We start from the raw sequence: 23,812 nt of genomic DNA, 5'->3' as shown, positions 1-23,812 counted from the left end.
CACGACATGTTCGAGTCTCTCAAATGCTTGCAACACGCAGCGCTGAAAAACGCCTGTGGGTTGTGAGGTTAAGCGACTAAGCGTACACGGTGGATGCCCTGGCAGTCAGAGGCGATGAAGGACGTGCTAATCTGCGTAAAGCGACGGTAAGGTGATATGAACCGCTACAGCCGTCGATGTCCGAATGGGGAAACCCGGTGCACTCAGTGCATCATTGCAGCATGAATACATAGTGCTGCAAGGCGAACCGGGGGAACTGAAACATCTAAGTACCCCGAGGAAAAGAAATCAACCGAGATTCCCCCAGTAGCGGCGAGCGAACGGGGAGCAGCCCAGAGCCTGAATCAGCTTGTGTGTTAGTGGAAGCGTCTGGAAAGTCGCAGGGTACAGGGTGATACTCCCGTACACAAAAACACACATTCTGTGAGCTCGATGAGTAAGGCGGGACACGTGGTATCCTGTCTGAATATGGGGGGACCATCCTCCAAGGCTAAATACTCCTGACTGACCGATAGTGAACCAGTACCGTGAGGGAAAGGCGAAAAGAACCCCGGCGAGGGGAGTGAAACAGAACCTGAAACCGTGTACGTACAAGCAGTGGGAGCCTTCTTTATGGGGGTGACTGCGTACCTTTTGTATAATGGGTCAGCGACTTATATTCTGTAGCAAGGTTAACCGTATAGGGGAGCCGCAGGGAAACCGAGTCTTAACTGGGCGTTAAGTTGCAGGGTATAGACCCGAAACCCGGTGATCTAGCCATGGGCAGGTTGAAGGTTGGGTAACACTAACTGGAGGACCGAACCGACTAATGTTGAAAAATTAGCGGATGACCTGTGGCTGGGGGTGAAAGGCCAATCAAACCGGGAGATAGCTGGTTCTCCCCGAAAGCTATTTAGGTAGCGCCTCGTGAACTCATCTTCGGGGGTAGAGCACTGTTTCGGCTAGGGGGCCATCCCGGCTTACCAACCCGATGCAAACTGCGAATACCGAAGAATGTTATCACGGGAGACACACGGCGGGTGCTAACGTCCGTCGTGAAGAGGGAAACAACCCAGACCGCCAGCTAAGGTCCCAAAGTCATGGTTAAGTGGGAAACGATGTGGGAAGGCACAGACAGCCAGGATGTTGGCTTAGAAGCAGCCATCATTTAAAGAAAGCGTAATAGCTCACTGGTCGAGTCGGCCTGCGCGGAAGATGTAACGGGGCTAAACCATGCACCGAAGCTGCGGCAGCGACACTATGTGTTGTTGGGTAGGGGAGCGTTCTGTAAGCCGTCGAAGGTGTGCTGTGAGGCATGCTGGAGGTATCAGAAGTGCGAATGCTGACATAAGTAACGATAAAGCGGGTGAAAAGCCCGCTCGCCGGAAGACCAAGGGTTCCTGTTCAACGTTAATCGGAGCAGGGTGAGTCGACCCCTAAGGCGAGGCCGAAAGGCGTAGTCGATGGGAAACAGGTTAATATTCCTGTACTTGGTGTTACTGCGAAGGGGGGACGGAGAAGGCTATATCAGCCGGGCGACGGTTGTCCCGGTTTAAGCGTGTAGGTGTGTGTTCCAGGCAAATCCGGTTCACTTTACACTGAGGCGTGACGACGAGGCACTACGGTGCTGAAGTGATAAATGCCCTGCTTCCAGGAAAAGCCTCTAAGCATCAGGTAACACAAAATCGTACCCCAAACCGACACAGGTGGTCAGGTAGAGAATACCAAGGCGCTTGAGAGAACTCGGGTGAAGGAACTAGGCAAAATGGTGCCGTAACTTCGGGAGAAGGCACGCTGGCGCGTAGGTGGAGGGACTTGCTCCCCGAGCCGAAGCCAGTCGAAGATACCAGCTGGCTGCAACTGTTTATTAAAAACACAGCACTGTGCAAACACGAAAGTGGACGTATACGGTGTGACGCCTGCCCGGTGCCGGAAGGTTAATTGATGGGGTTATCCGTAAGGAGAAGCTCTTGATCGAAGCCCCGGTAAACGGCGGCCGTAACTATAACGGTCCTAAGGTAGCGAAATTCCTTGTCGGGTAAGTTCCGACCTGCACGAATGGCGTAATGATGGCCAGGCTGTCTCCACCCGAGACTCAGTGAAATTGAACTCGCTGTGAAGATGCAGTGTACCCGCGGCAAGACGGAAAGACCCCGTGAACCTTTACTACAGCTTGACACTGAACATTGAGCCTTGATGTGTAGGATAGGTGGGAGGCTTTGAAGCGCGGACGCCAGTCCGCGTGGAGCCAACCTTGAAATACCACCCTTTAATGTTTGATGTTCTAACGTGGCCCCGTTATCCGGGGTGCGGACAGTGTCTGGTGGGTAGTTTGACTGGGGCGGTCTCCTCCTAAAGCGTAACGGAGGAGCACGAAGGTCAGCTAATCACGGTCGGACATCGTGAGGTTAGTGCAATGGCATAAGCTGGCTTGACTGCGAGAGTGACGGCTCGAGCAGGTGCGAAAGCAGGTCATAGTGATCCGGTGGTTCTGAATGGAAGGGCCATCGCTCAACGGATAAAAGGTACTCCGGGGATAACAGGCTGATACCGCCCAAGAGTTCATATCGACGGCGGTGTTTGGCACCTCGATGTCGGCTCATCACATCCTGGGGCTGAAGTAGGTCCCAAGGGTACGGCTGTTCGCCGTTTAAAGTGGTACGCGAGCTGGGTTTAGAACGTCGTGAGACAGTTCGGTCCCTATCTGCCGTGGGCGCTGGAGAATTGAGGGGGGTTGCTCCTAGTACGAGAGGACCGGAGTGAACGCACCACTGGTGTTCGGGTTGTCATGCCAATGGCATTGCCCGGTAGCTAAGTGCGGAAAAGATAAGTGCTGAAAGCATCTAAGCACGAAACTTGCCCCGAGATGAGTTCTCCCTGACCCTTTAAGGGTCCTGAAGGGACGTTGAAGACGACGACGTTGATAGGCCGGATGTGTAAGCGCAGCGATGCGTTGAGCTAACCGGTACTAATGACCCGTGAGGCTTAACCTTACAACGCCAGAGGCGTTTTGAGAGACGAAAGATTTTCAGCCTGTACCGGATAAAAATTAGCGGAAACGAAAGATTTTGCGGCGTGACAAGGCGCAGAGCGAGGACGTCAGCGGGAGCATACTGAAGTATGTGACCGGTGTGGCCGAGCGATGGCAACGCGGTCACGGCGTAAAAGATTCGTTTCGTGCACCAAGATTTGCCTGGCGGCTGTAGCGCGGTGGTCCCACCTGACCCCATGCCGAACTCAGAAGTGAAACGCCGTAGCGCCGATGGTAGTGTGGGGTCTCCCCATGCGAGAGTAGGGAACTGCCAGGCATCATACGAGTGAAGAAGCCCCGCACGAAAGTGCGGGGCTTTTTTACGTCTGCGATTTGCCACTTTAAGCTGAAACATTTTCATTTTCTGCATGAAACCTCGACATTACAGGACCACCAGGCTAATGTTGGGCATCCAGATGTCTAAACGTTTATATGGTTGTAAGAGGTGAGCAGGCTATGCCAATCAGGGTTCCCGACGAATTACCGGCAGTGAATTTTTTGCGTAACGAAAACGTCTTTGTGATGACCTCGTCACGCGCCAGTGTTCAGGAGATCCGTCCGCTTAAAGTGTTGGTACTGAATCTGATGCCGAAAAAGATCGAAACGGAAAATCAGTTCCTGCGCCTGCTCTCAAATTCACCGTTACAGATCGATATTCAGCTGTTACGCATCGACAGCCGGGAGTCACGTAACACGCCGACTGAGCATCTCAATAACTTCTACTGCAATTTTGAAGATATCCAGCACGACAACTTTGATGGCTTAATCGTGACAGGTGCTCCGCTGGGACTGGTCGACTTTAATGATGTGGCGTACTGGCCACAGATCCAGCGCGTGCTGCACTGGGCCAAAGAGCATGTTACCTCAACGCTGTTTGTCTGTTGGGCAGTGCAGGCGGCGCTTAATATTTTGTATGGCATTCCAAAGCAGACCAGGCATAACAAGCTATCAGGTGTCTTTGAGCATCAGATATTGCATCCGCATGCCTTACTGACCCGCGGATTTGATGATAATTTTCTGGCGCCGCATTCACGTTATGCTGATTTCCCGACGCAGTTGATTACCGATTATACCGATCTGGAATTATTTGCTGAATCGGAACAAACCGGTGCCTACCTGATGGCGAGTAAAGACAAACGACTGGTGTTTGTTACCGGTCATCCTGAATACGATGCGTTGACCTTATCGGGTGAATATCACCGTGATTATGAAGCCGGCCTCAATCCTGAGGTGCCTTATAACTACTTCCCACAGGATAATCCGGCACTGCCACCGCGTGCCGCCTGGCGTAGCCATGGTAATCTGCTGTTCTCTAACTGGCTTAACTACTACGTCTATCAGATCACACCGTTTGATTTACGCCGCATGAATCCGACTCTTGAATAGCGCCGGGATATCCTCAACTGAACCGTGTTAGCCGCTGGCGACACGGTTTTTTTTCACCTGAAATTGACGGTGAAAACTGTTCCCTTAGAAAATAAAAGTTTAACTACTTTAAAAACAATCGGATGGATAATTTATTCCAATAAAATGGAAATAGTTTTTGATTTAGAAAATTAAATGAATATGCTCTGATCCTGTAGTTCACAAAACAGTCGATCCGGGGATCCGCGTTATTCGATCCTCTGAATACAGGAGAGCGCCAGCATGACAGATTCTGTAATCAGCCATACCCTGACCTTCAGCCAGCCCTTTAACCATGCCGAACAGCAGTTGCTGACTGCCGAGGCGATTCTGTTTTTAGATGCGCTGGTTACGCGCTTTGCCTCACAGCGTGACGCGTTACTGACGGCCCGCCAGCTGCGACAGCAACAGTACGATCAGGGTTATCTGCCCGACTTTGATATGGAAACAGCTTCCATTCGAGCTAGTAAGTGGGCAATCCGTTCGATTCCGGAAGATTTGAAGGATCGTCGGGTCGAAATTACCGGTCCGCCGGATCGCAAAATGGTTATTAACGCCCTGAATGCGAATGTAAAAGTATTTATGGCAGATTTTGAGGACTCGCTGTCACCGGAGTGGAATAAGCTGATGGAGGGGCAGCTGACCCTGCGTGAAGCGGTACAGGGCACCCTGAGCTATACCAGCGATGCCGGCAAAATTTACCAGCTGCGCGCCGATCCAGCCGTGCTGATGTGTCGGGTGCGCGGCCTGCATCTATCGGAAAAGCATGTCAGCTGGCAGGGCAATCCGATTCCCGCCGGGCTGTTTGATTTCGCGCTCTATTTCTTTCACAACGTTCACCCGTTGCTGGCGAAAGGCAGCGGTCCCTATTTCTATCTGCCCAAAACCGAAAGCTGGCAGGAGGTCGCCTGGTGGCGTGAGATCTTCAGCTTCAGTGAGGATCGTTTCGATCTGCCGCGCGGCACCATCAAAGCCACGGTACTGATAGAAACTCTGCCGGCGGTCTTCCAGATGGATGAGATCCTGTGGAATCTGCGCGATCACATCGTTGGCCTTAACTGTGGGCGCTGGGACTACATCTTCAGCTATATCAAAACGCTGAAACAGCATGCGGATCGGGTACTGCCGGATCGCCAGTCCGTCACTATGTCTCAGCCTTTTCTGGACGCCTATTCACGCCTGCTGATCAAAACCTGTCATCGGCGCGGCGCGTTTGCGATGGGCGGCATGTCAGCGCTGATCCCGAGTAAAGATCCGGCGCGTAATGCCTGGGTGCTGCAACGCGTTACGGAAGATAAGCAGCGCGAAGCGAACAACGGTCATGATGGCACCTGGATCGCCCATCCCGGTCTGGCGGACACCGCGATGGCGGTATTTGATGCGGTGCTGGGCAACCGGCTTAACCAGCTATCGGTCACACGGGAAGAGGATGCGCCGATCGACGCGACCACGCTGCTGGCGCCCTGTTCCGGTGAACGCACTGAAGCGGGTATGCGCGCCAATATTCGCGTAGCGCTGCAATACCTTGAAGCCTGGATCAGCGGCAACGGCTGTGTGCCGATTGATGGCCTGATGGAGGATGCCGCCACGGCAGAGATTGCCCGCACCTCAATCTGGCAATGGATACGTCATCAGCAAACCCTGAGCAGTGGTCAGCAGGTTACCGCTGAACTGTTCCTGCGCTGGCTGAACGAAGAACTCCATCTGTTGCAGCAGAGCCTGGGCGAAACCCGGTTCAGTGCCGGTCGCTATGGCGAAGCGGCACAGCTGATGGCGCAAATCACCACCGAACGCGAGCTGGTCTCATTCCTTACTCTGCCGGGCTACCGCCTGATCCCCTGACTCTCGGAGACATTGCCATGACACGTACTCAACAAATTCAGCAACTCGAGCAGCACTGGCAGCACCCGCGCTGGGAAGGCATCACCCGTCCTTACAGTGCGGCAGAGGTGGTAAATTTGCGCGGCTCGGTACAGCCCGCCTGCACTCTGGCCCAGCGCGGTGCGGAAAAACTGTGGGCGCTGCTTAACGGAGACGCGAAGAAGGGTTACATCAATAGTCTGGGCGCGTTAAGCGGTGGGCAGGCATTACAGCAGGCAAAGGCCGGTATAGAGGCGATCTATCTCTCTGGCTGGCAGGTGGCTGCCGATGCCAACGTGGCGGGACAGATGTACCCGGATCAGTCGCTCTATCCGGTTAACTCGGTACCTGAAGTGGTGACGCGCATCAATCAGACCTTTCAGCGCGCCGACCAGATTCAGTGGTCCAGCGGGATTGAAGCGGGTGACAGTCGCTATACCGACTTCTTTCTGCCGATCGTTGCCGATGCCGAAGCGGGATTCGGCGGCGTGCTGAATGCGTTTGAGCTGATGAAAGCGATGATTCAGGCGGGAGCGGCGGCCGTTCACTTTGAAGATCAGCTGGCGGCGGTGAAAAAATGCGGTCATATGGGCGGTAAAGTGCTGGTACCGACGCAGGAAGCGATACAAAAACTGGTGGCTGCCCGGCTGGCGGCCGATGTCATGGGCGTGCCCACGCTGCTGCTGGCGCGTACCGATGCCGATGCAGCCGATTTGATTACCTCAGACTGCGATGAATACGATCGTCCTTTCATCAGTGGCGACCGCACTGCAGAGGGGTTCTTCCGCACCAATGCCGGTATCGAGCAGGCGATCAGCCGCGGTCTGGCTTATGCCCCTTACGCTGACATTCTGTGGTGTGAAACCTCGACGCCCGATCTGGCTATGGCGCAGCGTTTTGCCGATGCCATCCACGCCCGCTATCCCGGTAAATTGCTGGCCTATAACTGTTCGCCATCGTTCAACTGGAAAAAAAATCTCGACGATCGCACCATCGCACAGTTTCAGCAGGCGCTCAGCGAGATGGGCTATCGCTTCCAGTTCATCACGCTGGCCGGGATTCACAGCATGTGGTTCAACATGTTTGACCTGGCTCACGCCTATGCGCAGGGCGAGGGCATGCGCCACTACGTTGAGAAAGTGCAGCAGCCTGAATTTGCCGCGCGCGATCGCGGTTACAGCTTCTCATCGCATCAGCAGGAAGTGGGCACCGGCTATTTTGATCGGGTCACCACCACCATCCAGGGCGGTAAATCGTCGGTGACGGCGCTGACCGGTTCGACTGAAGAGCACCAGTTCTGAGTAAATCCCTGACAGTCTCCTGCCCGGCTGTTCGCGGGCGGGCTTTTATCGGAGCTGATTATGCCGCCACGCGAATCGCTGATTGCGCACACCATCCTGCAGGGCTTCGACGCACAATATGGCCGCTTTCTCGACATCACGGCCGGAGCCCAGCAGCGCTTTGAACAGGCTGAATGGCAGGCGGTGCAGCAGGCCATGAAAGCAAGAATCCATCTCTACGATCATCATGTCGGGCTGGTCGCTGATCAGCTGCGGGTGCTGAACGGTGCAGCCTGCTGGGATGAGGCGTTCTGGCTACGGGTAAAGAGCCAGTATGAAAGCTTATTGCCTGGCTATCCGCGCTATGAAATTGCAGAGAGTTTCTTTAATTCGGTCTACTGCCGGCTGCACGGTCATGCCGATTTGCAGCCAGAACGGCTATTTATCTTCAGTTCTCAATCACCGTCAGCACAGATAAGTCCGTCGCGGCCGCTGGCGCGCGGCTATCAGCCACAGCAGGGCTGGCAGGCGTTGATCGGACAGGTGCTGCGTGATTTACCGTTAACCTTGCCATGGCAGCATCGCGAACGTGATATCGGCTGGATTGTGCGCCACCTGCAGACGCAGTTTCCGCAGCTGGAGCAGGGCTGGCTTGAGGTCAGTTGCGAACTGTTTTATCGCAATAAAACTGCATGGCTGGTGGCGCGTCTGCACCTGCCGGATGCCATCCATCCCTGTCTGTTGCCGATTCAGCGCAGCGCGACGGGCGAACTGTGGATCGATACCTGTCTGACCGATGTGGATGACGCCAGTATTGTGTTTGGTTTCGCCCGCGCGTATTTCATGGTTTATGCGCCGATGCCCGCAGCGCTGGTGGCGTGGCTGCAGCCGATTCTGCCAGGCAAAACGCTGGCCGAACGTTATATGGCGATTGGCTGCCAGAAGCATGGCAAGACCGAAAGTTACCGCGAATACCTGCAGGCGCTGGAACAGAGTGAAGCTGAATTTGAGATCGCACCTGGCATTCGCGGCATGGTGATGCTGGTCTTCACGCTGCCTGGCTTTGATCGGGTGTTTAAAGTGATTAAAGATCGCTTCGCGCCGCAAAAAGAGGTAACGGAGGCCCAGGTGCGCGCCTGCTATCAGCAGGTTAAAGAGCACGATCGCGTCGGACGAATGGCGGATACTCAGGAGTTTGAGCAGTTCGCGCTGCCGCTGGCGCGTATCTCGCCTGAACTGCTGACCGAACTTAACGCCTGCGCGGCGGAGAAGCTGAAGATTGAAGGCGACCGGCTGATCATTCGGCACCTGTGGCTCGAACGCCGCATGCAGCCGCTTAACCTCTATCTGGCGCAGGCCAGTGCCGAACAACGGCGTCAGGCGATTGAGGAGTATGGCAATGCTATCCGCCAGCTGGCGGCGGCGAATATCTTCCCGGGCGACATGCTGTTTAAAAACTTCGGCATAACCCGCCATGGCCGGGTGGTGTTTTACGACTACGATGAGATCCGACCGATGCAGGAACTGCACTTCCGTGAGGTGCCGGCCGCGCGCTACGAAGAGGATGAACTCAGCGCCGAACCCTGGTACAGCGTCGGGCCGGACGATGTATTTCCGGAAACCTTCCGTTATGCACTATGCAGCGACGCTGCCATCGGTGCTTTGCTGCTGGAACTGCATCCGGAGATTTTTGAGGCCCGCTGGTGGCGAGCCCAGCAACAACGCATTGCCGGGGGACACGTGGAAGAGGTGATTGCCTGGCGGCAGGCGCAGCGCTTCTGCGTGCGCTACGCGACGGAGGCAGTCAGCGACCACTGTACGCCAGCGTGACCTGACGCGCTTCACGGATCACCAGCGCACCCAGTTCGGTAATGCGATCGTCGGTCATCCTGGCGATCGGGCCGGAGATGGAGAGGGCCGCAAACGGCTCGCCGTGTTCGTCATAGATCGGTGCTGCAACACAGCGCAGTCCAAGCGCATGCTCTTCATCATCAAACGAGAAGCCCGCTTTACGCACCTGCGCCAGATTCTCTTTCAGGCTCTGCGGCGACATCAGGGTCTTCGGCGTGTAGTAATGCAACCCTTTCTGATGCAGCAGCGTCGTGACCTGCTCATCGCTGAGATGGGCCAGAAACGCTTTGCCGGCTCCCGACGCGTGCATGGGCAGCTTGCCGCCAATCGGTGCGGACATGCGCATCAGCTGGGTACACTGCACCTGATCGATGATCACCGCCTGATGATCGCTGAGATCCAGCACCGCCAGATTAACCGTCTCGCCCGAGGCGTCCATCAGGCTGCGCAGTACCGGATGCACCAGCGCCAGCAGATTGCGACTCTGCAAGAAGCTGCTGCCCACCACGAAGGCATGTGCTCCGATGGTCCACAGCCCCAGATCGCCCACCTGGCGGACAAACCCCTGCTGCTGCATGGTGCTGAGCAGGCGATGAGTCGTGGAGTTCGGCAAACCTGCCTGCTGTGCCAGTTCGGTCAGCGCCACGCTGCCGTGGGAATCGGCAATCAGCTCCAGCAGTGTCAGGCCGCGGGTCAGGGATTGCACCTGGCCACCCGCGGGTGCGGCAGTGGCGGCAGTGCCGCGAGGTTTTTTGCCGCGCTTAACGGGAACAGGCGTCGCCATGATCAAATCTCCTTAGGAATGTGGAAATCATTTTCGTTTTAATCACGCGCTTTGCAAATGCTGGTTTTCTGGTCAGACCTGTTCATGGCCGACCTGAAAATGTCTCAGCTAAGGTTGCTTTGTTGGTTAACCCGCTTATGACAGAATGACTAACAGCTATTTCAGCCAGCAGATTGACGTGGGTGGGCCATCAGTGAGCAATAAAATCGAAGCGCTACATCAGCAGCTCGCACAACGCATTATGGTGTTGGACGGCGGTATGGGTACCATGATCCAGAGCTATAAGCTGGATGAGCAGGATTTTCGCGGCAGCCGTTTTGCCGACTGGCCCTGCGATCTTCAGGGCAATAACGATCTGCTGGTATTGACTAAACCAGCGGTGATCCGCGAGATCCACGACGCCTATCTGGCTGCCGGTGCCGATATTCTCGAAACCAATACCTTTAACGCCACCACCATTGCGATGGCGGATTACCAGATGGAAGCGTTATCGGCCGAGATCAACTACGAGGCCGCCCGTCTGGCGCGCGTCTGCGCCGATGAATGGACGGCAAAAACGCCGGATCGCCCACGCTACGTCGCGGGCGTGCTGGGGCCGACAAACCGTACCTGCTCGATCTCGCCCGATGTTAACGATCCCGCCTACCGTAACGTCACTTTTAATCAGCTGGTGGACGCCTACCGCGAATCGACCCGTGCGCTGGTGGAAGGCGGCTGTGACATCATCATGATCGAAACGGTGTTCGATACCCTGAATGCCAAAGCGGCGATCTATGCGGTCCAGACCGAGATGGAAGCGCTCGGCGTGACGCTGCCGCTGATGATTTCAGGCACCATCACCGATGCCTCCGGCCGGACACTCTCCGGCCAGACCACCGAGGCCTTTTACAACTCCCTGCGGCACGCTGAACCACTCTCCTTTGGCCTTAACTGCGCCCTCGGACCGGACGAGCTGCGTCAGTATGTGGCGGAGCTGTCGCGCATCGCCGAGGGTTACGTCACTGCGCACCCGAACGCTGGTTTACCCAATGCTTTTGGCGAATACGATCTGGATGCGGAGCTGATGGCGCAGCAGATTGGCGAATGGGCGACTTCGGGTTTTCTGAATATTATCGGTGGCTGTTGCGGGACCACACCGCAGCATATCGCCGCCATGGTGGCGGCCGTTGAGGGCGTTGCTCCGCGTAAGCTGCCGACGATCCCGGTTGCCTGCCGTCTGGCCGGTCTTGAGCCGCTCAACATTACCGCAGAATCGCTGTTTGTTAACGTCGGCGAACGGACCAACGTTACCGGTTCAGCCAAATTCAAACGGCTGATTAAAGAAGAGAAATATAACGAAGCGCTGGAAGTAGCGCTGCAGCAGGTTGAAAGCGGTGCTCAGATCATCGACATCAACATGGATGAAGGAATGCTCGACGCCGAAGCGGCGATGGTGCGCTTCCTGAATCTGATTGCTGGTGAGCCGGATATTGCCCGCGTCCCGATCATGATCGACTCCTCAAAGTGGGAGGTGATTGAAAAAGGGCTGCAGTGCATTCAGGGTAAAGGCATCGTTAACTCCATTTCGATGAAAGAGGGTGAAGCGGCCTTTATTCATCATGCGCGCCAGGTCCGCCGCTACGGTGCGGCGATGGTAGTGATGGCATTTGATGAGGTGGGCCAGGCGGATACCCGCGCCCGTAAGATTGAGATTTGTCGCCGCGCCTATCGCATCCTGACGGAGCAGGTCGGTTTCCCGCCGGAAGATATCATCTTCGACCCCAACATTTTTGCGGTGGCGACCGGCATTGAAGAACATAACAACTACGCGATGGATTTCATCGGCGCCTGTGAGGATATCAAGCGCGAGCTGCCACATGCGATGATCTCCGGTGGCGTCTCCAACGTGTCGTTTTCATTCCGCGGCAACGATCCGGTGCGCGAAGCGATACACGCGGTATTTCTCTACTACGCCATCCGCAAAGGCATGGATATGGGCATCGTCAACGCCGGCCAGCTGGCGATTTATGACGATCTGCCGGCGGAGCTGCGCGATGCGGTAGAAGATGTGATCCTCAATCGCCGTGATGACGGGACCGAGCGGTTGCTGGATCTGGCGGAAAAATATCGTGGCGGCAAAAGTGACGGTGCTCAGGAAAAACAGCTGGCCGAGTGGCGCAGCTGGGACGTGGTGAAGCGGCTGGAATATTCGCTGGTCAAAGGCATCACCGAATTCATTGAGCAGGATACCGAAGAGGCGCGCCAGCAGGTGCCGCGTCCGATAGAGGTGATCGAAGGCCCGCTGATGTCCGGCATGAACGTGGTTGGCGATCTGTTTGGCGAAGGCAAGATGTTCCTGCCGCAGGTGGTGAAATCGGCGCGGGTAATGAAGCAGGCGGTGGCTTATCTGGAGCCCTTTATCGAAGCCAGCAAAGAGGCGGGGCGCAGCAACGGTAAAATCGTGCTGGCCACGGTCAAAGGCGACGTTCACGACATTGGAAAAAACATCGTTGGCGTAGTGCTGCAGTGCAACAACTACGAAATTATTGACCTCGGCGTGATGGTGCCGGGCGAGAAGATCCTGAAAACGGCGCGTGAAGTGAATGCTGACATCATTGGCCTGTCGGGCCTGATTACGCCGTCGCTGGATGAGATGGTCAATATGGCGAAAGAGATGGAGCGTCAGGGCTTCACTCTACCGCTGCTGATCGGCGGCGCGACCACCTCTAAAGCGCATACGGCGGTCAAAATTGAGCAGAACTACAGCGGTCCGACGGTCTACGTGCAGAACGCCTCACGTACCGTAGGCGTGGTCTCTTCACTGCTTTCCGCCACGCTGAAAGAGGATTTTGTGGCGCGGACCCGTAAAGAGTACGAAACCGTGCGTATTCAGCATGCGCGCAAAAAACCGCGCACCCCGCCGGTATCGTTGCAGGTGGCCCGCGACAACGCCACCTCGATTGACTGGCAGAGCTATACGCCGCCGGTGCCGCATCGTCTCGGGGTCAGTCAGGTCGAGGCCAGTATTGAAACGCTGCGCAACTACATTGACTGGACGCCGTTCTTCATGACCTGGTCGCTGGCTGGCAAGTATCCGCGCATCCTGGAAGATGAGGTGGTCGGAGAAGAGGCACAGCGCCTGTTCGCCGATGCGAATGCGATGCTGGACCAGCTAAGCCAGCAGGCACTGTTGAAACCGCGCGGCGTGGTCGGTATTTTTCCGGCTAACCGGGTCGGCGATGACATCGAGATCTATCGCGATGAGCGCCGCAGTGAGTTACTGGTAGTGAGTCATCACTTACGTCAGCAGACCGAAAAAACCGACTTCGCCAACTACTGTCTGGCGGACTTTGTCGCACCTAAATCAAGCGGTAAAGCGGACTATCTCGGTGCCTTCGCGGTGACCGGCGGACTGGAAGAGGATGCGCTGGCGGAGGCGTACGATCGTCAGCATGACGACTACAACAAGATCATGGTGAAAGCGCTGGCTGACCGTCTGGCTGAAGCCTTTGCGGAATATCTGCATGAACGCGTGCGTAAAGTGATCTGGGGATTTGCGCCCAACGAAAACCTGAGTAATGAAGAGCTGATTCGCGAAAATTATCAGGGCATACGGCCAGCGCCAGGCTATCCGGCCTGTCCCGAGCATACTGAGAAAGCGGCGATCTGGACCTTGCTGGATGTGGAAAAGCAGACCGGCATGCAGCTGACCGAATCCTTTGCCATGTGGCCAGGCGCGGCAGTCTCAGGCTGGTATTTCAGCCATCCTGACAGTCGCTACTTCGCTGTGGCGCAGATTCAGCGCGATCAGGTGGAGGATTATGCGGCGCGTAAAGGGATGTCAGTGACCGAGATCGAGCGCTGGCTGGCACCAAATCTCGGCTACGACGCAGACTAAACAAAAAAGCGGCCTGATGGCCGCCTGAGGTTGTTGCACAGTCTGGCCCGGTCAGCAGTGAAATCGAGCCAGCGCAGGATACACGGTCAGATCGGAAAGGCGCTAAAGCCAGTCCCTGGCCGCTCGGCCCGCACGATTACGCACCTCATCCCTGAATTGCGCCCGTAGCCGGGCCAACGCTTTGCATTGTTCAAAAACGCTCCCGGCGTTTTTATCCGGGCAGCGGGACGCTTTCCTCTTCTGACCGCGTTCCCTGCGCATTGAGCTTAGGTGCTGCGGCCAGCCTCACCCTGATTCGGCTTTTCAGCGTCTGAAGCGTTCAGAGGGCCGTCTGAAATGTGTACCGAAGTCAACGCGATGGGAGTATACGCCCGGAGTAAAGCAGCGCGGGCCAGGGATGGCCCGCGCTGAGCATGCCATGGATGGCATTTTTTGCGTCTTTACGCAGGGCGTATGCTCCCTGAGCCCGCTTTCTATCAACAGCATGAAGCGGCCCGGAGGCCGCCTCTGTTTAGTTAAAGCGAGCGTCGCGATCCGACGTCAAATCATACAGCTGGTACTTACGGCCCAGCATCTGACCACCGTCACGCGTCAGCGGCACCCAGTTGACCTGCGCCCGACCACGGGTTGGGGTGACGGTGAACAGATCCATCGGAATCGAGATGTAGAACCCTTTGGTGAAGTCACCTTCGCCATACTCTTCAGACGACACGTTGGTTTTAGTGGCATAAACACCCACCATTACGCCGCTGTCAAAGCGCTTCGACACGTCTACCGTCACACCTTTATCTTTCGCCAGATACTGACCGACGCTGGTTTTGACCAACACATCCTGCATAAACCACGGACGCCAGTAGGCGGTCAGGTTGCCGGTTGAGGCTTTGTAACGGGTAAACTGCATCATATTGTCCCAGTCACGCTGCCGGACATAGTTGGCATCAACGCCCACGGCCCAGTTGGCATCGACCGGACGATAGAGCAGCTCGCCGCCCACGCCGCCATACATGGTTTCGAGATAACCGCCATACAGCTGACCATAGAAGCCATTGCCGAGGTGGCCCATATAGTTAGCCTGCAGATCGTTAACGTAGACGTTGTTCTCAACGTAGTCGCGGATATGGGTCCGCACGCGGGGCAGGCTGGAGTCCGCTGGCGCGCCGTTGTAGTTGAACTTGTCATAGTTGTTAGCGAGGTTGCCGAACAGGCTACCGCCCACCAGCAGGTGATCGGTCAGCCAGTAATCGACGTTACCCATCACGCCAACCTGATACATGTAGAAGCTTTCCGGGCCGCCCACTGACTGATTGAGCACCGGTGACAGGCTGTAGTTCAGGCGATCTTTACGGATAAACATTCCCTGCTCAGTCTGACCCGGATCCACCGGATTTTCACGCGTCTGCTGCAGCGGCTGCTCGTGGCCCAGCGGATAGCCCGCCAGCGTATTGTGCAGGCTGGCGACCGGCGTCACGGTGGTGACCTGCGGCATATTGAAGCGGGACTCGGTGACGCTGATGGTATCAATGTCCGCCGGCAGGTGGTTCATGACGATGCGGTTAGCGCGATCGACCCCTTCCTGGGTGTCGCGATATTTGGTCTGCTCGCCCGACACATACAGCGTGTGGCCTTTGGTCTGAATGCGTGGACCGTCGAGTCCGGCATTGTACTTCAGGTCAGTTAGCTGATTACCGACCACGGTCGGCTCCAGCAGCTTCGGCTGAGGCTGCGGGTTATACGCCGGTTTCTCGCTGTCGATGTGCGCCTGACGCAGATCGTTAAAGTTGGTGCGGATGGTCACACCAAACATAAAGGTGTTGCCGCGCTCGTAGCTGGCATTAATATCTGCCCAGTCGGTCACGCGATAGATGGCACCGACGTTAACCTTGCTGCTCTGCGTCAGCCGGCCGGCGAAATCATCCTGATAATCGTTGCCTTCATATTCCATCTTAAGCCGCAGCGGCTGCCACGGTGTCTGATACTCGACGCCGCCAAACAGGGCCGTTGGACCATGGAACATCTGTGAGCCATTGATCGAGCCCGCTTCCCCGACCCGTGGACGCTGACAGTAGCTGTCGCTGTAGGAGCAGAACGGGTTTTTAACCGTGCCGCTGTTGCCGAGATAGCCCCAGCCAAGGCCGAGCGTGAAGTCAAACGGACCCCAGGCTTTGCTGGCGACCAGATATTCGCTGTCGAACAGCCCGGTACCGCCAAGATCACGGGTACCCAGCGCCACTTCCGGCAGCCAGAAACCTTCCTGCCACAGACGCAGTTTCAGATCGAAGGCTTTATCTTTGTAGCTCTGATTGCCACTGAAATCTGACACGGCGCTGTAGCGGCGGGTACGTACATCGGTATAGCGCACGGTGGTTTCCAGCCACGGGAACAGCTGCAGCGACGCGGAGTAATAGCGGTACTGATCGTTGTCGCGCGCGTTAAGGCTGAACTCGCCCTCTCTGGCCATGCGCGCCGTCGGCACCTGCATCAGGCCAACACCACCGAAATCGGATTGTGAAGGGCCCACCGGCGCGGGCCAGGTTTCAGCCTGCGCCTGACAGGCTGTCGCCACAGAAACAGCCAACAGGCTGAAGAGATAACGTTTTTTCATCAGTCTGGTATCCGGTGAGTCAGAACGGAAAGGATGCGATTATTCAGATCGTCATAGGCGCCTGGCAGGCTCCATGATGAGAAGCCCAGCCAGATAATGCTGCCCGGTTCCACTTCGACGTGACGGTGGTTCCAGTAAGCAATCGGCACCTGCTGCGTGGCACCTGAGGGGGCGATAACCGTTGCAAAGTTTCGTTCCGCGCCGGAAAGGCGTGCATGATCGGCCAGGTATTCGCGCACTGAGCGGCCCGGTTGCCAGCTGACCTTGCCTGCGCCGCTCAGCGCGCCGAGCAGTAACACCGAATCAGACCGGGTTTGCAGATAGAGATCGTAGCTGCCTTCAAGGCGGCGATTGTCGGCCGGATGCAGGCGCACCCAGTCCGGATCGAGCGAGGTGAACTGCCGGCCGGTGACCTTAATCGCGCTTAGCTGGCGGATCACCTCATCAATCGCGGCGGCACGATCGCCACTGCTGTCGGCTCGCCAGGCACGTAGCTGGCCCAGCGTCTGCTGATACTGCTGCTGTGCCACGGCGCTGGCGCCGCGTTCGGCAATGACGCTGCTGCGCCAGTCGATCGATTGCTGAAGGGCGGGCTGGCTGACCAGTTGTGCCAGATCGGGCACCTGGCTCAGTTCTGCCTGTGCTCCATTGTGCGGCGCATGGACCGTAACCTGCGCAGCAGCCTGCGCGCCTGCGGTGCTGAGCAGACTCAATCCGGCCAGCAGGAAAGTGATTTTTTTCATGATTTCGCCGGCTTCAGAATGGTGGTGTCTACGGGGAAGGCGTCAGCCGCCAGCATCTGATGGGCCTGCACCACATCGCCGCTGCTGTTATCGATCCAGAACGTGTTTTCCCACTCGCGGTTGCTGCTGTCGAGGCTCACCTGCTCATGCCAGACGCGACAGGCGATACGGTTACCCGCCACGGTCAGCACTTCATCGGTGCCGCGCTGGAAGGTGGACCGAACCGTCCCCGCGCGGATGTTGCCCTGCTCGGTCCACTGCACGATGCGGGTCCAGCTGGCACCGTTGCTGAGATGCAGGCTATCCGCCAGCGGATCCTGCTGCAGATTACTCACGCTAATCAGGTTATCGGGTAATCCCAGCGTTTTAACCAGCCGGCCATGCTGTGTCACCAGCATCGCCTGATCCTGCGTTACCCATTTCTGCTGGCCGGCTTCGTTGTAGCCAAGTACCACGAAGATTCGCGGGCCTTCATTGAGGCGGGCATAGAGGCTGGCGTAGGGTAATGCGTTGACCTGCTGGTCGGTGACGGTGACGTCATCCGGACCGTTAACGGCCAGCATAAGGGTCTGTTCAAGGCCTTTTTGCGTTTGTGTGCAGGCCTGCAGCAGCAGGCAAGCGAGCAGCAGAGGAAGTTGGCGCACTGTGTGTCCCTGATAAGTCATGCCAAAGTAAAAATAACCACACAGGCGTGTGGTTATGTTTAAAGGTCCTATACCCGCAGGGTTCGCGTGTCGGTACAGCAAGACTGCGTTGCCCGGCAGATCACTCACCGTGGTCAGCGATTCCGCCGTTGCCCGTTTGCCGCTGTCTGGCACCCGAACACCTGCTGGGTATCCATCAACGAGTGGTGCTCGTCGTGGTCGTGGTTGTTGTACCGGTATTTGCGCCGTCACCACCGCCAGAAGCAGCAATGCCGAGCCCGACTAACGCGCCAAGTGCGCCGATACCTACAGCGGTCGACGTGCCAGCGGAGATTGCTCCCGCCTGCGCGCCAGCTGCGGCACCTGCGTCTTCCGGGGCTGCAAAAGCACTAGAAGAGACAGCAACGAAAATCAGGGCTGCACCGGCAACCATGGTTTTTTTCATAACAACGTTTCCTGCATTGAGTGAATGAAGGATCTCTGATCCGCCACATTCACCGCGCAGATAACTACGCAGCAAAGGCGACGGACAGTCCCATTGCGGGCGCGTTCAGTATAGGGCAACAAAATACCAGAGTTCAGCACCGGAAAAAGCAGGCGATCGGGCGGGGTAAAACGGCGGGATATTAAGTCAGTTTGGTTTTAACACCTTTTTATATCGGAATATTTCCGGTTAATGCCGCATATTTCACTGGTCATAAAACAGATGCAAAGCGGATTGTTCTTTTTTAGTTATATTTGGTACGGAATAAGAATAATCAGAATTTACTCAGGATTGCCTTATTTTAATCCCATTAATAATCAAAGAGTAACTGCTATCATGCACTTATTTCAGGTCCATTTTTAACTGGATTAAGACGTGGTTAATCACGGCATGTTCAGAATTATCTTAGGTGATTTTAAGAATTATCCAACCGGAGCGGCGGTAGCGCAGTGAATAAATTGTCCGATCCGGGCAAAAAAAGGGCGGCAATCATGCCGCCCGGATATTTTATCGCCGATTAACGCCAGGATTTATAGCGGTTAATTAAGGCATTGGTGGAACTGTCATGACTGGTAATTTTTTCGTCATTTTCCAGTTCTGGCAGAATACGGTTTGCCAGCTGCTTACCTAATTCCACGCCCCACTGATCGAAGGTGAAGATATTCAGAATCGCGCCCTGGGTGAAGATCTTGTGCTCATACAGGGCAATCAGCGCGCCGAGGCTGTACGGCGTAATTTCACGCAGCAGGATGGAGTTGGTCGGACGGTTACCTTCAAAGACCTTGAACGGCACGATGTGGGCGACCGATTCGGCCGATTTACCGGCATCGGTAAACTCTTTCTCGACCACTTCGCGTGATTTACCAAACGCCAGCGCTTCGGTCTGTGCAAAGAAGTTAGACAGCAGTTTTGGATGGTGATCCGCCAGCGCATTGTGGGTGATAGCCGGTGCGATAAAGTCACACGGTACCAGCTTGGTGCCCTGATGGATCAGCTGGTAAAACGCGTGCTGGCCGTTAGTCCCCGGTTCGCCCCAGATGATTGGGCCGGTCTGGTAATCCACCGGATTACCGTCACGATCGACATACTTGCCGTTCGATTCCATATTTCCCTGCTGGAAATAGGCGGCAAAGCGGTGCATGTACTGGTCATACGGCAGAATCGCTTCGGTTTCCGCGCCGAAGAAATTGTTATACCAGATGCCAATCAGCGCCAGCAGGACCGGCAGGTTCTGTTCGGCCGGGGTAGAGGCGAAGTGCTGGTCCATCGCATGCGCGCCGCTCAGCAGCTGCTCGAAGTTATCGAAGCCGATAGAGAGAATAATCGACAGGCCAATCGCTGACCACAGCGAGTAGCGACCGCCAACCCAGTCCCAGAATTCGAACATGTTGTTGGTGTCGATACCAAATTCGCCGACCGCTTTGGCGTTGGTCGAGAGTGCCGCAAAGTGTTTCGCTACGTGCTGCTGGTCACCGGCCGTTTTCAGGAACCAGTCACGCGCGCTGTGCGCATTGGTCATGGTTTCCTGGGTGGTGAAGGTTTTTGACGCCACCAGGAACAGAGTGGTTTCCGGGCTGAGGTCTTTCAGCGTTTCAGCGATATGGGTGCCGTCAACGTTGGAGACAAAGTGCATGTTCAGGTGGTTTTTGTAAGGACGCAGCGCTTCGGTCACCATGAAAGGACCCAGGTCAGACCCGCCGATACCGATGTTCACCACGTCGGTGATTGCTTTACCGGTATAGCCTTTCCATTCGCCGCTGATGATGCGCTCTGAAAAGCCCTTCATCTTGTCCAGCACCGCATTGACCTCAGGCATCACATCTTTGCCATCGACCAGAATCGGCGTGTTGCTGCGGTTACGCAGCGCAACGTGCAGCACCGCACGGTCTTCGGTGCGGTTTATTTTCTCACCAGAGAACATAGACTTAATCGCGCCGCTTAAATCGGTCTCTATCGCCAGCGCCTGTAATTTGTCGAGGGTTTCCTGGGTGATGCGGTTTTTGGAGAAATCCACCAGCATCTGATCATCAAAGGTGGCAGAGAATTTGGCAAAACGATCGGCATCCTGGGCAAACAGGTCGGCAATTTCTACCGATTTCATCTGCTCAAAATGCTGTTGCAGCGCTTTCCAGGCTGCGGTTTGTGTCGGATTGATATTTTTCATGGCAACACTCTTGTTGATATTAAGAACCGTCATTCCATCGGGGGCACATCGTACCCGGTTAGCGTTTCAGTATGACCACAGTTGCTACTGAAAGGAAAAATTTTGTCATCCGGCTGCGGGTAAGCCGGGCGCAGTCGCCGGCCTGCCTGCGCCGGATCGCCAGCATTGGCTGGTGCGAATGGCCTGCAGACGGCGACGAGATCGCGCGGCGAAAGTGTGGCGTGAACGCGGCGATAAATCATTGTGCCGCATCAGAGATTGCTGCACTGGCTGAAGCCATTTAGCACTCTAGTCGCTGTAAGGCAGGTAAATTTGTTTTACGGTGCGCCGCAAAGCAAAAATCTGCCTGCCTCTGAGATTGACAGCAGAGCCAGAAACCGATAAATGTATGCGGCTACTTGCGCACCCGTGCGCAAGCCAGAAGAGGCGCGTCGCCCAGGCAGTGTGTTGGAGGAACCGTATCCGGTGAAGACACATGATGGGGAGCGACGCCGAGGTGGGTCAACACGCGGTGTGTTGCCTGTCGGCTACAGGGGCTGAATCCTCTGGGTTGTCACCAGAAACGTCCACAGTCGGACGTTTCGCAAGGTGGGGCGCTTCTGGGTGACTCGTCTACCCGATCTGGTCTGCCCGTTTCTGCTCTTCCCTTGTGCCTGGCTGAAAGAATGTTTCCCGACCGCATTATCGCCGGCGAGAACAAGATAACCTGACACGAGGTCATACATGTCTCAAACTCTGATTGTGGCAAAATTCGGCGGCACCAGCGTAGCCGATTTTGATGCGATGAACCGCAGCGCCGACGTGGTGCTGAAAGATGCCAGTACGCGTCTGGTGGTGCTATCCGCTTCGGCGGGCATTACCAATCTGCTGGTGGCTCTGGCTGAAGGCCAGCCGCTCACCGAGCGCGCCATCCTGCTGGATGATATCCGCCGTATCCAATATGCCATTATCGATCGCTTACAGCGTCCGGACGTGATCCGCGACGAAATCGATCGGATGATTGACAACATTGCTATGCTGTCTGAAGCCGCCTCGCTGGCGACGTCGCATGCGCTGACTGATGAGCTGGTCAGCCATGGCGAACTGATGTCGTCGCTGCTGTTTGTCGAAATTCTGCGTGAACGCCAGGTGAATGCCGAGTGGTTTGACGTGCGTAAAGTGATGCGCACCGATGACCGTTTTGGCCGTGCCGAGCCGGACGTGAAGCTGCTGGCGGAGCAGGCGATTGCCCAGTTGCAGCCGCGCGTTGAGCAGGCGCTGGTCATCACTCAGGGCTTTATCGGCAGCGAAAGCAAAGGCCGCACCACCACCTTAGGCCGTGGCGGCAGTGATTACACGGCGGCGCTGCTGGGTGAAGCGCTGAAAGCGGCGCGGGTCGATATCTGGACTGACGTGCCAGGCATCTATACCACCGATCCGCGTGTGGTACCGACCGCCAAGCGCATCGACGAAATTACCTTTGAAGAAGCCGCTGAAATGGCGACCTTTGGTGCCAAAGTGCTGCACCCGGCCACACTGCTGCCGGCGGTACGCTGTGATATTCCGGTGTTTGTCGGCTCCAGCAAAGATCCGGCCGCGGGCGGAACGCGTGTCTGTAATGAAACCCGTAATCCACCGCTGTTCCGCGCGCTGGCATTACGTCGCAAGCAGACGCTGCTAACGCTGCACAGCCTTAACATGCTGCATACGCCTGGCTTCCTCGCCGAACTGTTTAATATTCTGGCCCGCCACAATATTTCCGTGGACCTGATTACCACCTCTGAAGTGAGCGTGGCGCTGACGCTCGACACCACCGGTTCTACCTCAACCGGCGACAGCCTGCTGACGCAGGCGCTGCTGACTGAGCTGTCGTCACTGTGTCGGGTCGAAGTAGAAGAAGATCTGGCGTTGGTGGCGATTATTGGCAACCAGTTGTCAAAAGCCTGTGGCGTCGGCAAAGAGGTGTTTGGCGTGCTTGAGCCGTTTAACCTGCGGATGATTTGCTACGGTGCCAGCAGCTATAACCTCTGCTTCCTGGTCCCCGGCACGGACGCGGAAAGCGTGGTCCGTACGCTGCATCACAATCTGTTCGAATAGACGCCAGCGCGTCGATCAGGCCGCGTGCGCGCGGCCTGAAAATCATCCCCATCCCGCTCTGTCCCTCTTCCTGATTTAAGCCTTATTCTACAAGACGTTAGATTCCTTCATTGCCAAATGAAATCCACTTTATTCAGGGATTTCAGTCACTTTCGTTGCGCTGCTGCTGCGCAGTTTTATAATCCCGCCGCTAAATCAATACACACATTTTAGGAAATAATATGAAAAGGTTAGTGGCAGAGGCGCTGGGCACCTTCGTACTGGTACTGGGCGGTTGCGGGAGTGCGGTATTGTCAGCCGCGTTCCCCGGCCTGGGTATCGGTTTTATGGGCGTGGCGCTGGCATTCGGGCTAAGCGTGCTGGTAATGGCCTGTGCGGTCGGTCCTATCTCCGGTGGCCATTTTAATCCGGCGGTAACGCTGGGCCTGCTGGCGGGCGGGCGCTTTCCTGCTTCAAAGGTGATCCCTTACATTATCGCTCAACTGGCAGGCGGCATTGCGGCAGGCGCGGTGCTGTACCTGATTGCCAGCGGCCAGAGCGACTTTAACGCCGCTGCCAGCGGATTTGCGGCGAACGGCTATGGTGAGCACTCACCCGGTGGCTTTAGCCTGCAGGCTGGCATGATCGCCGAAGGGGTGCTGACGGCGATCTTCCTGATCGTTATCATGGGCGCCACCAGCCCGCGCGCGCCCAAAGGCTTTGCTCCAATCGCCATCGGTCTGGCGCTGACGCTGATCCATCTGATCAGCATTCCGGTCACCAACACCTCGGTCAATCCGGCGCGCAGTACCGCCGTCGCGCTGTTCCAGGGCGACTGGGCGCTGTCCCAGCTGTGGATGTTCTGGCTGATGCCGGTCATCGGGGCGATGATTGGTGGTGCGATCTACCGCGGTTTAGGCGAAAAAGCAGCGTAATTTCGTCAACGATCGGCGGATCGGCAGCAGTCGATCCGCATTTTCCGCTCTGACCCCATCTGCGCCTTACGCCGTGATAACGAAATGTTATGATCCCGCCTTCGCCTGCGCAGTCGTTC

13 protein-coding genes, 2 rRNA genes and 1 riboswitch are annotated in these 23,812 nt (G+C 56.2%); of the genes, 9 read left to right on the top strand and 6 right to left on the bottom strand.

Annotated elements, in window-relative coordinates; translation table 11 throughout:
- The first annotated feature begins 66 nt into the window (after positions 1-66).
- From ACLIBF_RS19580 to aceK, 6 genes are all read left to right on the top strand, one after another.
- Positions 67-2,972: ribosomal RNA gene (locus tag ACLIBF_RS19580) — 23S ribosomal RNA — on the top strand.
- A 199-nt stretch (positions 2,973-3,171) separates the two neighbouring features.
- Positions 3,172-3,287 (top strand): 5S ribosomal RNA (gene rrf / locus ACLIBF_RS19575).
- A gap of 179 nt (positions 3,288-3,466) precedes the next feature.
- Positions 3,467-4,396: a homoserine O-acetyltransferase MetA gene (gene metA, locus ACLIBF_RS19570; protein ID WP_031375546.1), complete on the top strand. Its 930-nt coding sequence runs from the start codon at positions 3,467-3,469 to the stop codon at positions 4,394-4,396.
- A gap of 261 nt (positions 4,397-4,657) precedes the next feature.
- On the top strand, positions 4,658-6,256 hold the full coding sequence (gene aceB / locus ACLIBF_RS19565; RefSeq protein WP_279810446.1) for a malate synthase A: 1,599 nt from the start codon (positions 4,658-4,660) through the stop codon (positions 6,254-6,256).
- Positions 6,257-6,273: 17 nt separating this feature from the next.
- The gene (gene aceA / locus ACLIBF_RS19560) at positions 6,274-7,575 is read left to right on the top strand and encodes an isocitrate lyase (protein WP_031375545.1); all 1,302 of its coding nucleotides are present in this window, start codon (positions 6,274-6,276) and stop codon (positions 7,573-7,575) included.
- A 60-nt stretch (positions 7,576-7,635) separates the two neighbouring features.
- A complete protein-coding gene (gene aceK, locus ACLIBF_RS19555; protein WP_279810445.1) occupies positions 7,636-9,384 on the top strand; it encodes a bifunctional isocitrate dehydrogenase kinase/phosphatase in 1,749 nt (582 codons plus the stop codon).
- Here aceK and iclR read toward each other — a convergent pair.
- Complete coding sequence (gene iclR / locus ACLIBF_RS19550) at positions 9,359-10,189, bottom strand: glyoxylate bypass operon transcriptional repressor IclR (RefSeq protein WP_069729427.1); 831 nt, start codon at positions 10,187-10,189, stop codon at positions 9,359-9,361. The two genes, aceK and iclR, sit on opposite strands and share 26 nt — an antisense overlap.
- Positions 10,190-10,382: 193 nt before the next feature.
- Here iclR and metH point away from each other — a divergent pair, with 193 nt between their 5' ends.
- A complete protein-coding gene (gene metH / locus ACLIBF_RS19545; protein WP_448310418.1) occupies positions 10,383-14,066 on the top strand; it encodes a methionine synthase in 3,684 nt (1,227 codons plus the stop codon).
- Between the two features lie 511 nt (positions 14,067-14,577).
- Here metH and ACLIBF_RS19540 read toward each other — a convergent pair.
- From ACLIBF_RS19540 to pgi, 5 genes are all read right to left on the bottom strand, one after another.
- A complete protein-coding gene (locus ACLIBF_RS19540) occupies positions 14,578-16,668 on the bottom strand; it encodes a YjbH domain-containing protein (RefSeq protein ID WP_316554493.1) in 2,091 nt (696 codons plus the stop codon).
- Positions 16,668-17,411, bottom strand: a complete 744-nt coding sequence (locus tag ACLIBF_RS19535; protein WP_448310317.1) for a capsule biosynthesis GfcC family protein — start codon at positions 17,409-17,411, stop codon at positions 16,668-16,670. The genes ACLIBF_RS19540 and ACLIBF_RS19535 overlap by 1 nt, the downstream gene beginning before the upstream one ends.
- Complete coding sequence (locus ACLIBF_RS19530; protein ID WP_031375539.1) at positions 17,408-18,055, bottom strand: YjbF family lipoprotein; 648 nt, start codon at positions 18,053-18,055, stop codon at positions 17,408-17,410. Before ACLIBF_RS19530 ends, ACLIBF_RS19535 begins: the two co-directional genes overlap by 4 nt.
- 196 nt (positions 18,056-18,251) lie before the next feature.
- Positions 18,252-18,500, bottom strand: coding sequence for an exopolysaccharide production protein YjbE (gene yjbE, locus ACLIBF_RS19525; RefSeq protein WP_031375538.1), 249 nt, complete (start codon positions 18,498-18,500; stop codon positions 18,252-18,254).
- A 556-nt stretch (positions 18,501-19,056) separates the two neighbouring features.
- On the bottom strand, positions 19,057-20,703 hold the full coding sequence (gene pgi, locus ACLIBF_RS19520) for a glucose-6-phosphate isomerase (protein ID WP_316554494.1): 1,647 nt from the start codon (positions 20,701-20,703) through the stop codon (positions 19,057-19,059).
- A gap of 413 nt (positions 20,704-21,116) precedes the next feature.
- A riboswitch (Lysine riboswitch) is annotated at positions 21,117-21,310 on the top strand.
- A 116-nt stretch (positions 21,311-21,426) separates the two neighbouring features.
- Here pgi and lysC point away from each other — a divergent pair.
- Together lysC and aqpZ are read left to right on the top strand one after the other, a co-directional pair.
- Positions 21,427-22,779, top strand: a complete 1,353-nt coding sequence (gene lysC / locus ACLIBF_RS19515; RefSeq protein WP_031375536.1) for a lysine-sensitive aspartokinase 3 — start codon at positions 21,427-21,429, stop codon at positions 22,777-22,779.
- 221 nt (positions 22,780-23,000) lie between these two features.
- On the top strand, positions 23,001-23,693 hold the full coding sequence (gene aqpZ / locus ACLIBF_RS19510) for an aquaporin Z (protein WP_089561272.1): 693 nt from the start codon (positions 23,001-23,003) through the stop codon (positions 23,691-23,693).
- Positions 23,694-23,812: the final 119 nt, after the last annotated feature.

Source organism: Pantoea sp. PGP6 (assembly GCF_053474785.1).
This window is presented reverse-complemented; position numbering and strand designations above follow the sequence as displayed.

Bases quoted from the DNA above. Each gene is read 5' to 3' on its own strand.
- metA (WP_031375546.1), top strand. From the start codon at position 3,467: ATGCCAATCAGGGTTCCCGACGAATTACCGGCAGTGAATTTTTTGCGT.
- aceB (WP_279810446.1), top strand. From the start codon at position 4,658: ATGACAGATTCTGTAATCAGCCATACCCTGACCTTCAGCCAGCCCTTT.
- aceA (WP_031375545.1), top strand. From the start codon at position 6,274: ATGACACGTACTCAACAAATTCAGCAACTCGAGCAGCACTGGCAGCAC.
- aceK (WP_279810445.1), top strand. From the start codon at position 7,636: ATGCCGCCACGCGAATCGCTGATTGCGCACACCATCCTGCAGGGCTTC.
- iclR (WP_069729427.1), bottom strand. From the start codon at position 10,189: ATGGCGACGCCTGTTCCCGTTAAGCGCGGCAAAAAACCTCGCGGCACT.
- ACLIBF_RS19540 (WP_316554493.1), bottom strand. From the start codon at position 16,668: ATGAAAAAACGTTATCTCTTCAGCCTGTTGGCTGTTTCTGTGGCGACA.
- ACLIBF_RS19535 (WP_448310317.1), bottom strand. From the start codon at position 17,411: ATGAAAAAAATCACTTTCCTGCTGGCCGGATTGAGTCTGCTCAGCACC.
- yjbE (WP_031375538.1), bottom strand. From the start codon at position 18,500: ATGAAAAAAACCATGGTTGCCGGTGCAGCCCTGATTTTCGTTGCTGTC.
- pgi (WP_316554494.1), bottom strand. From the start codon at position 20,703: ATGAAAAATATCAATCCGACACAAACCGCAGCCTGGAAAGCGCTGCAA.
- lysC (WP_031375536.1), top strand. From the start codon at position 21,427: ATGTCTCAAACTCTGATTGTGGCAAAATTCGGCGGCACCAGCGTAGCC.
- aqpZ (WP_089561272.1), top strand. From the start codon at position 23,001: ATGAAAAGGTTAGTGGCAGAGGCGCTGGGCACCTTCGTACTGGTACTG.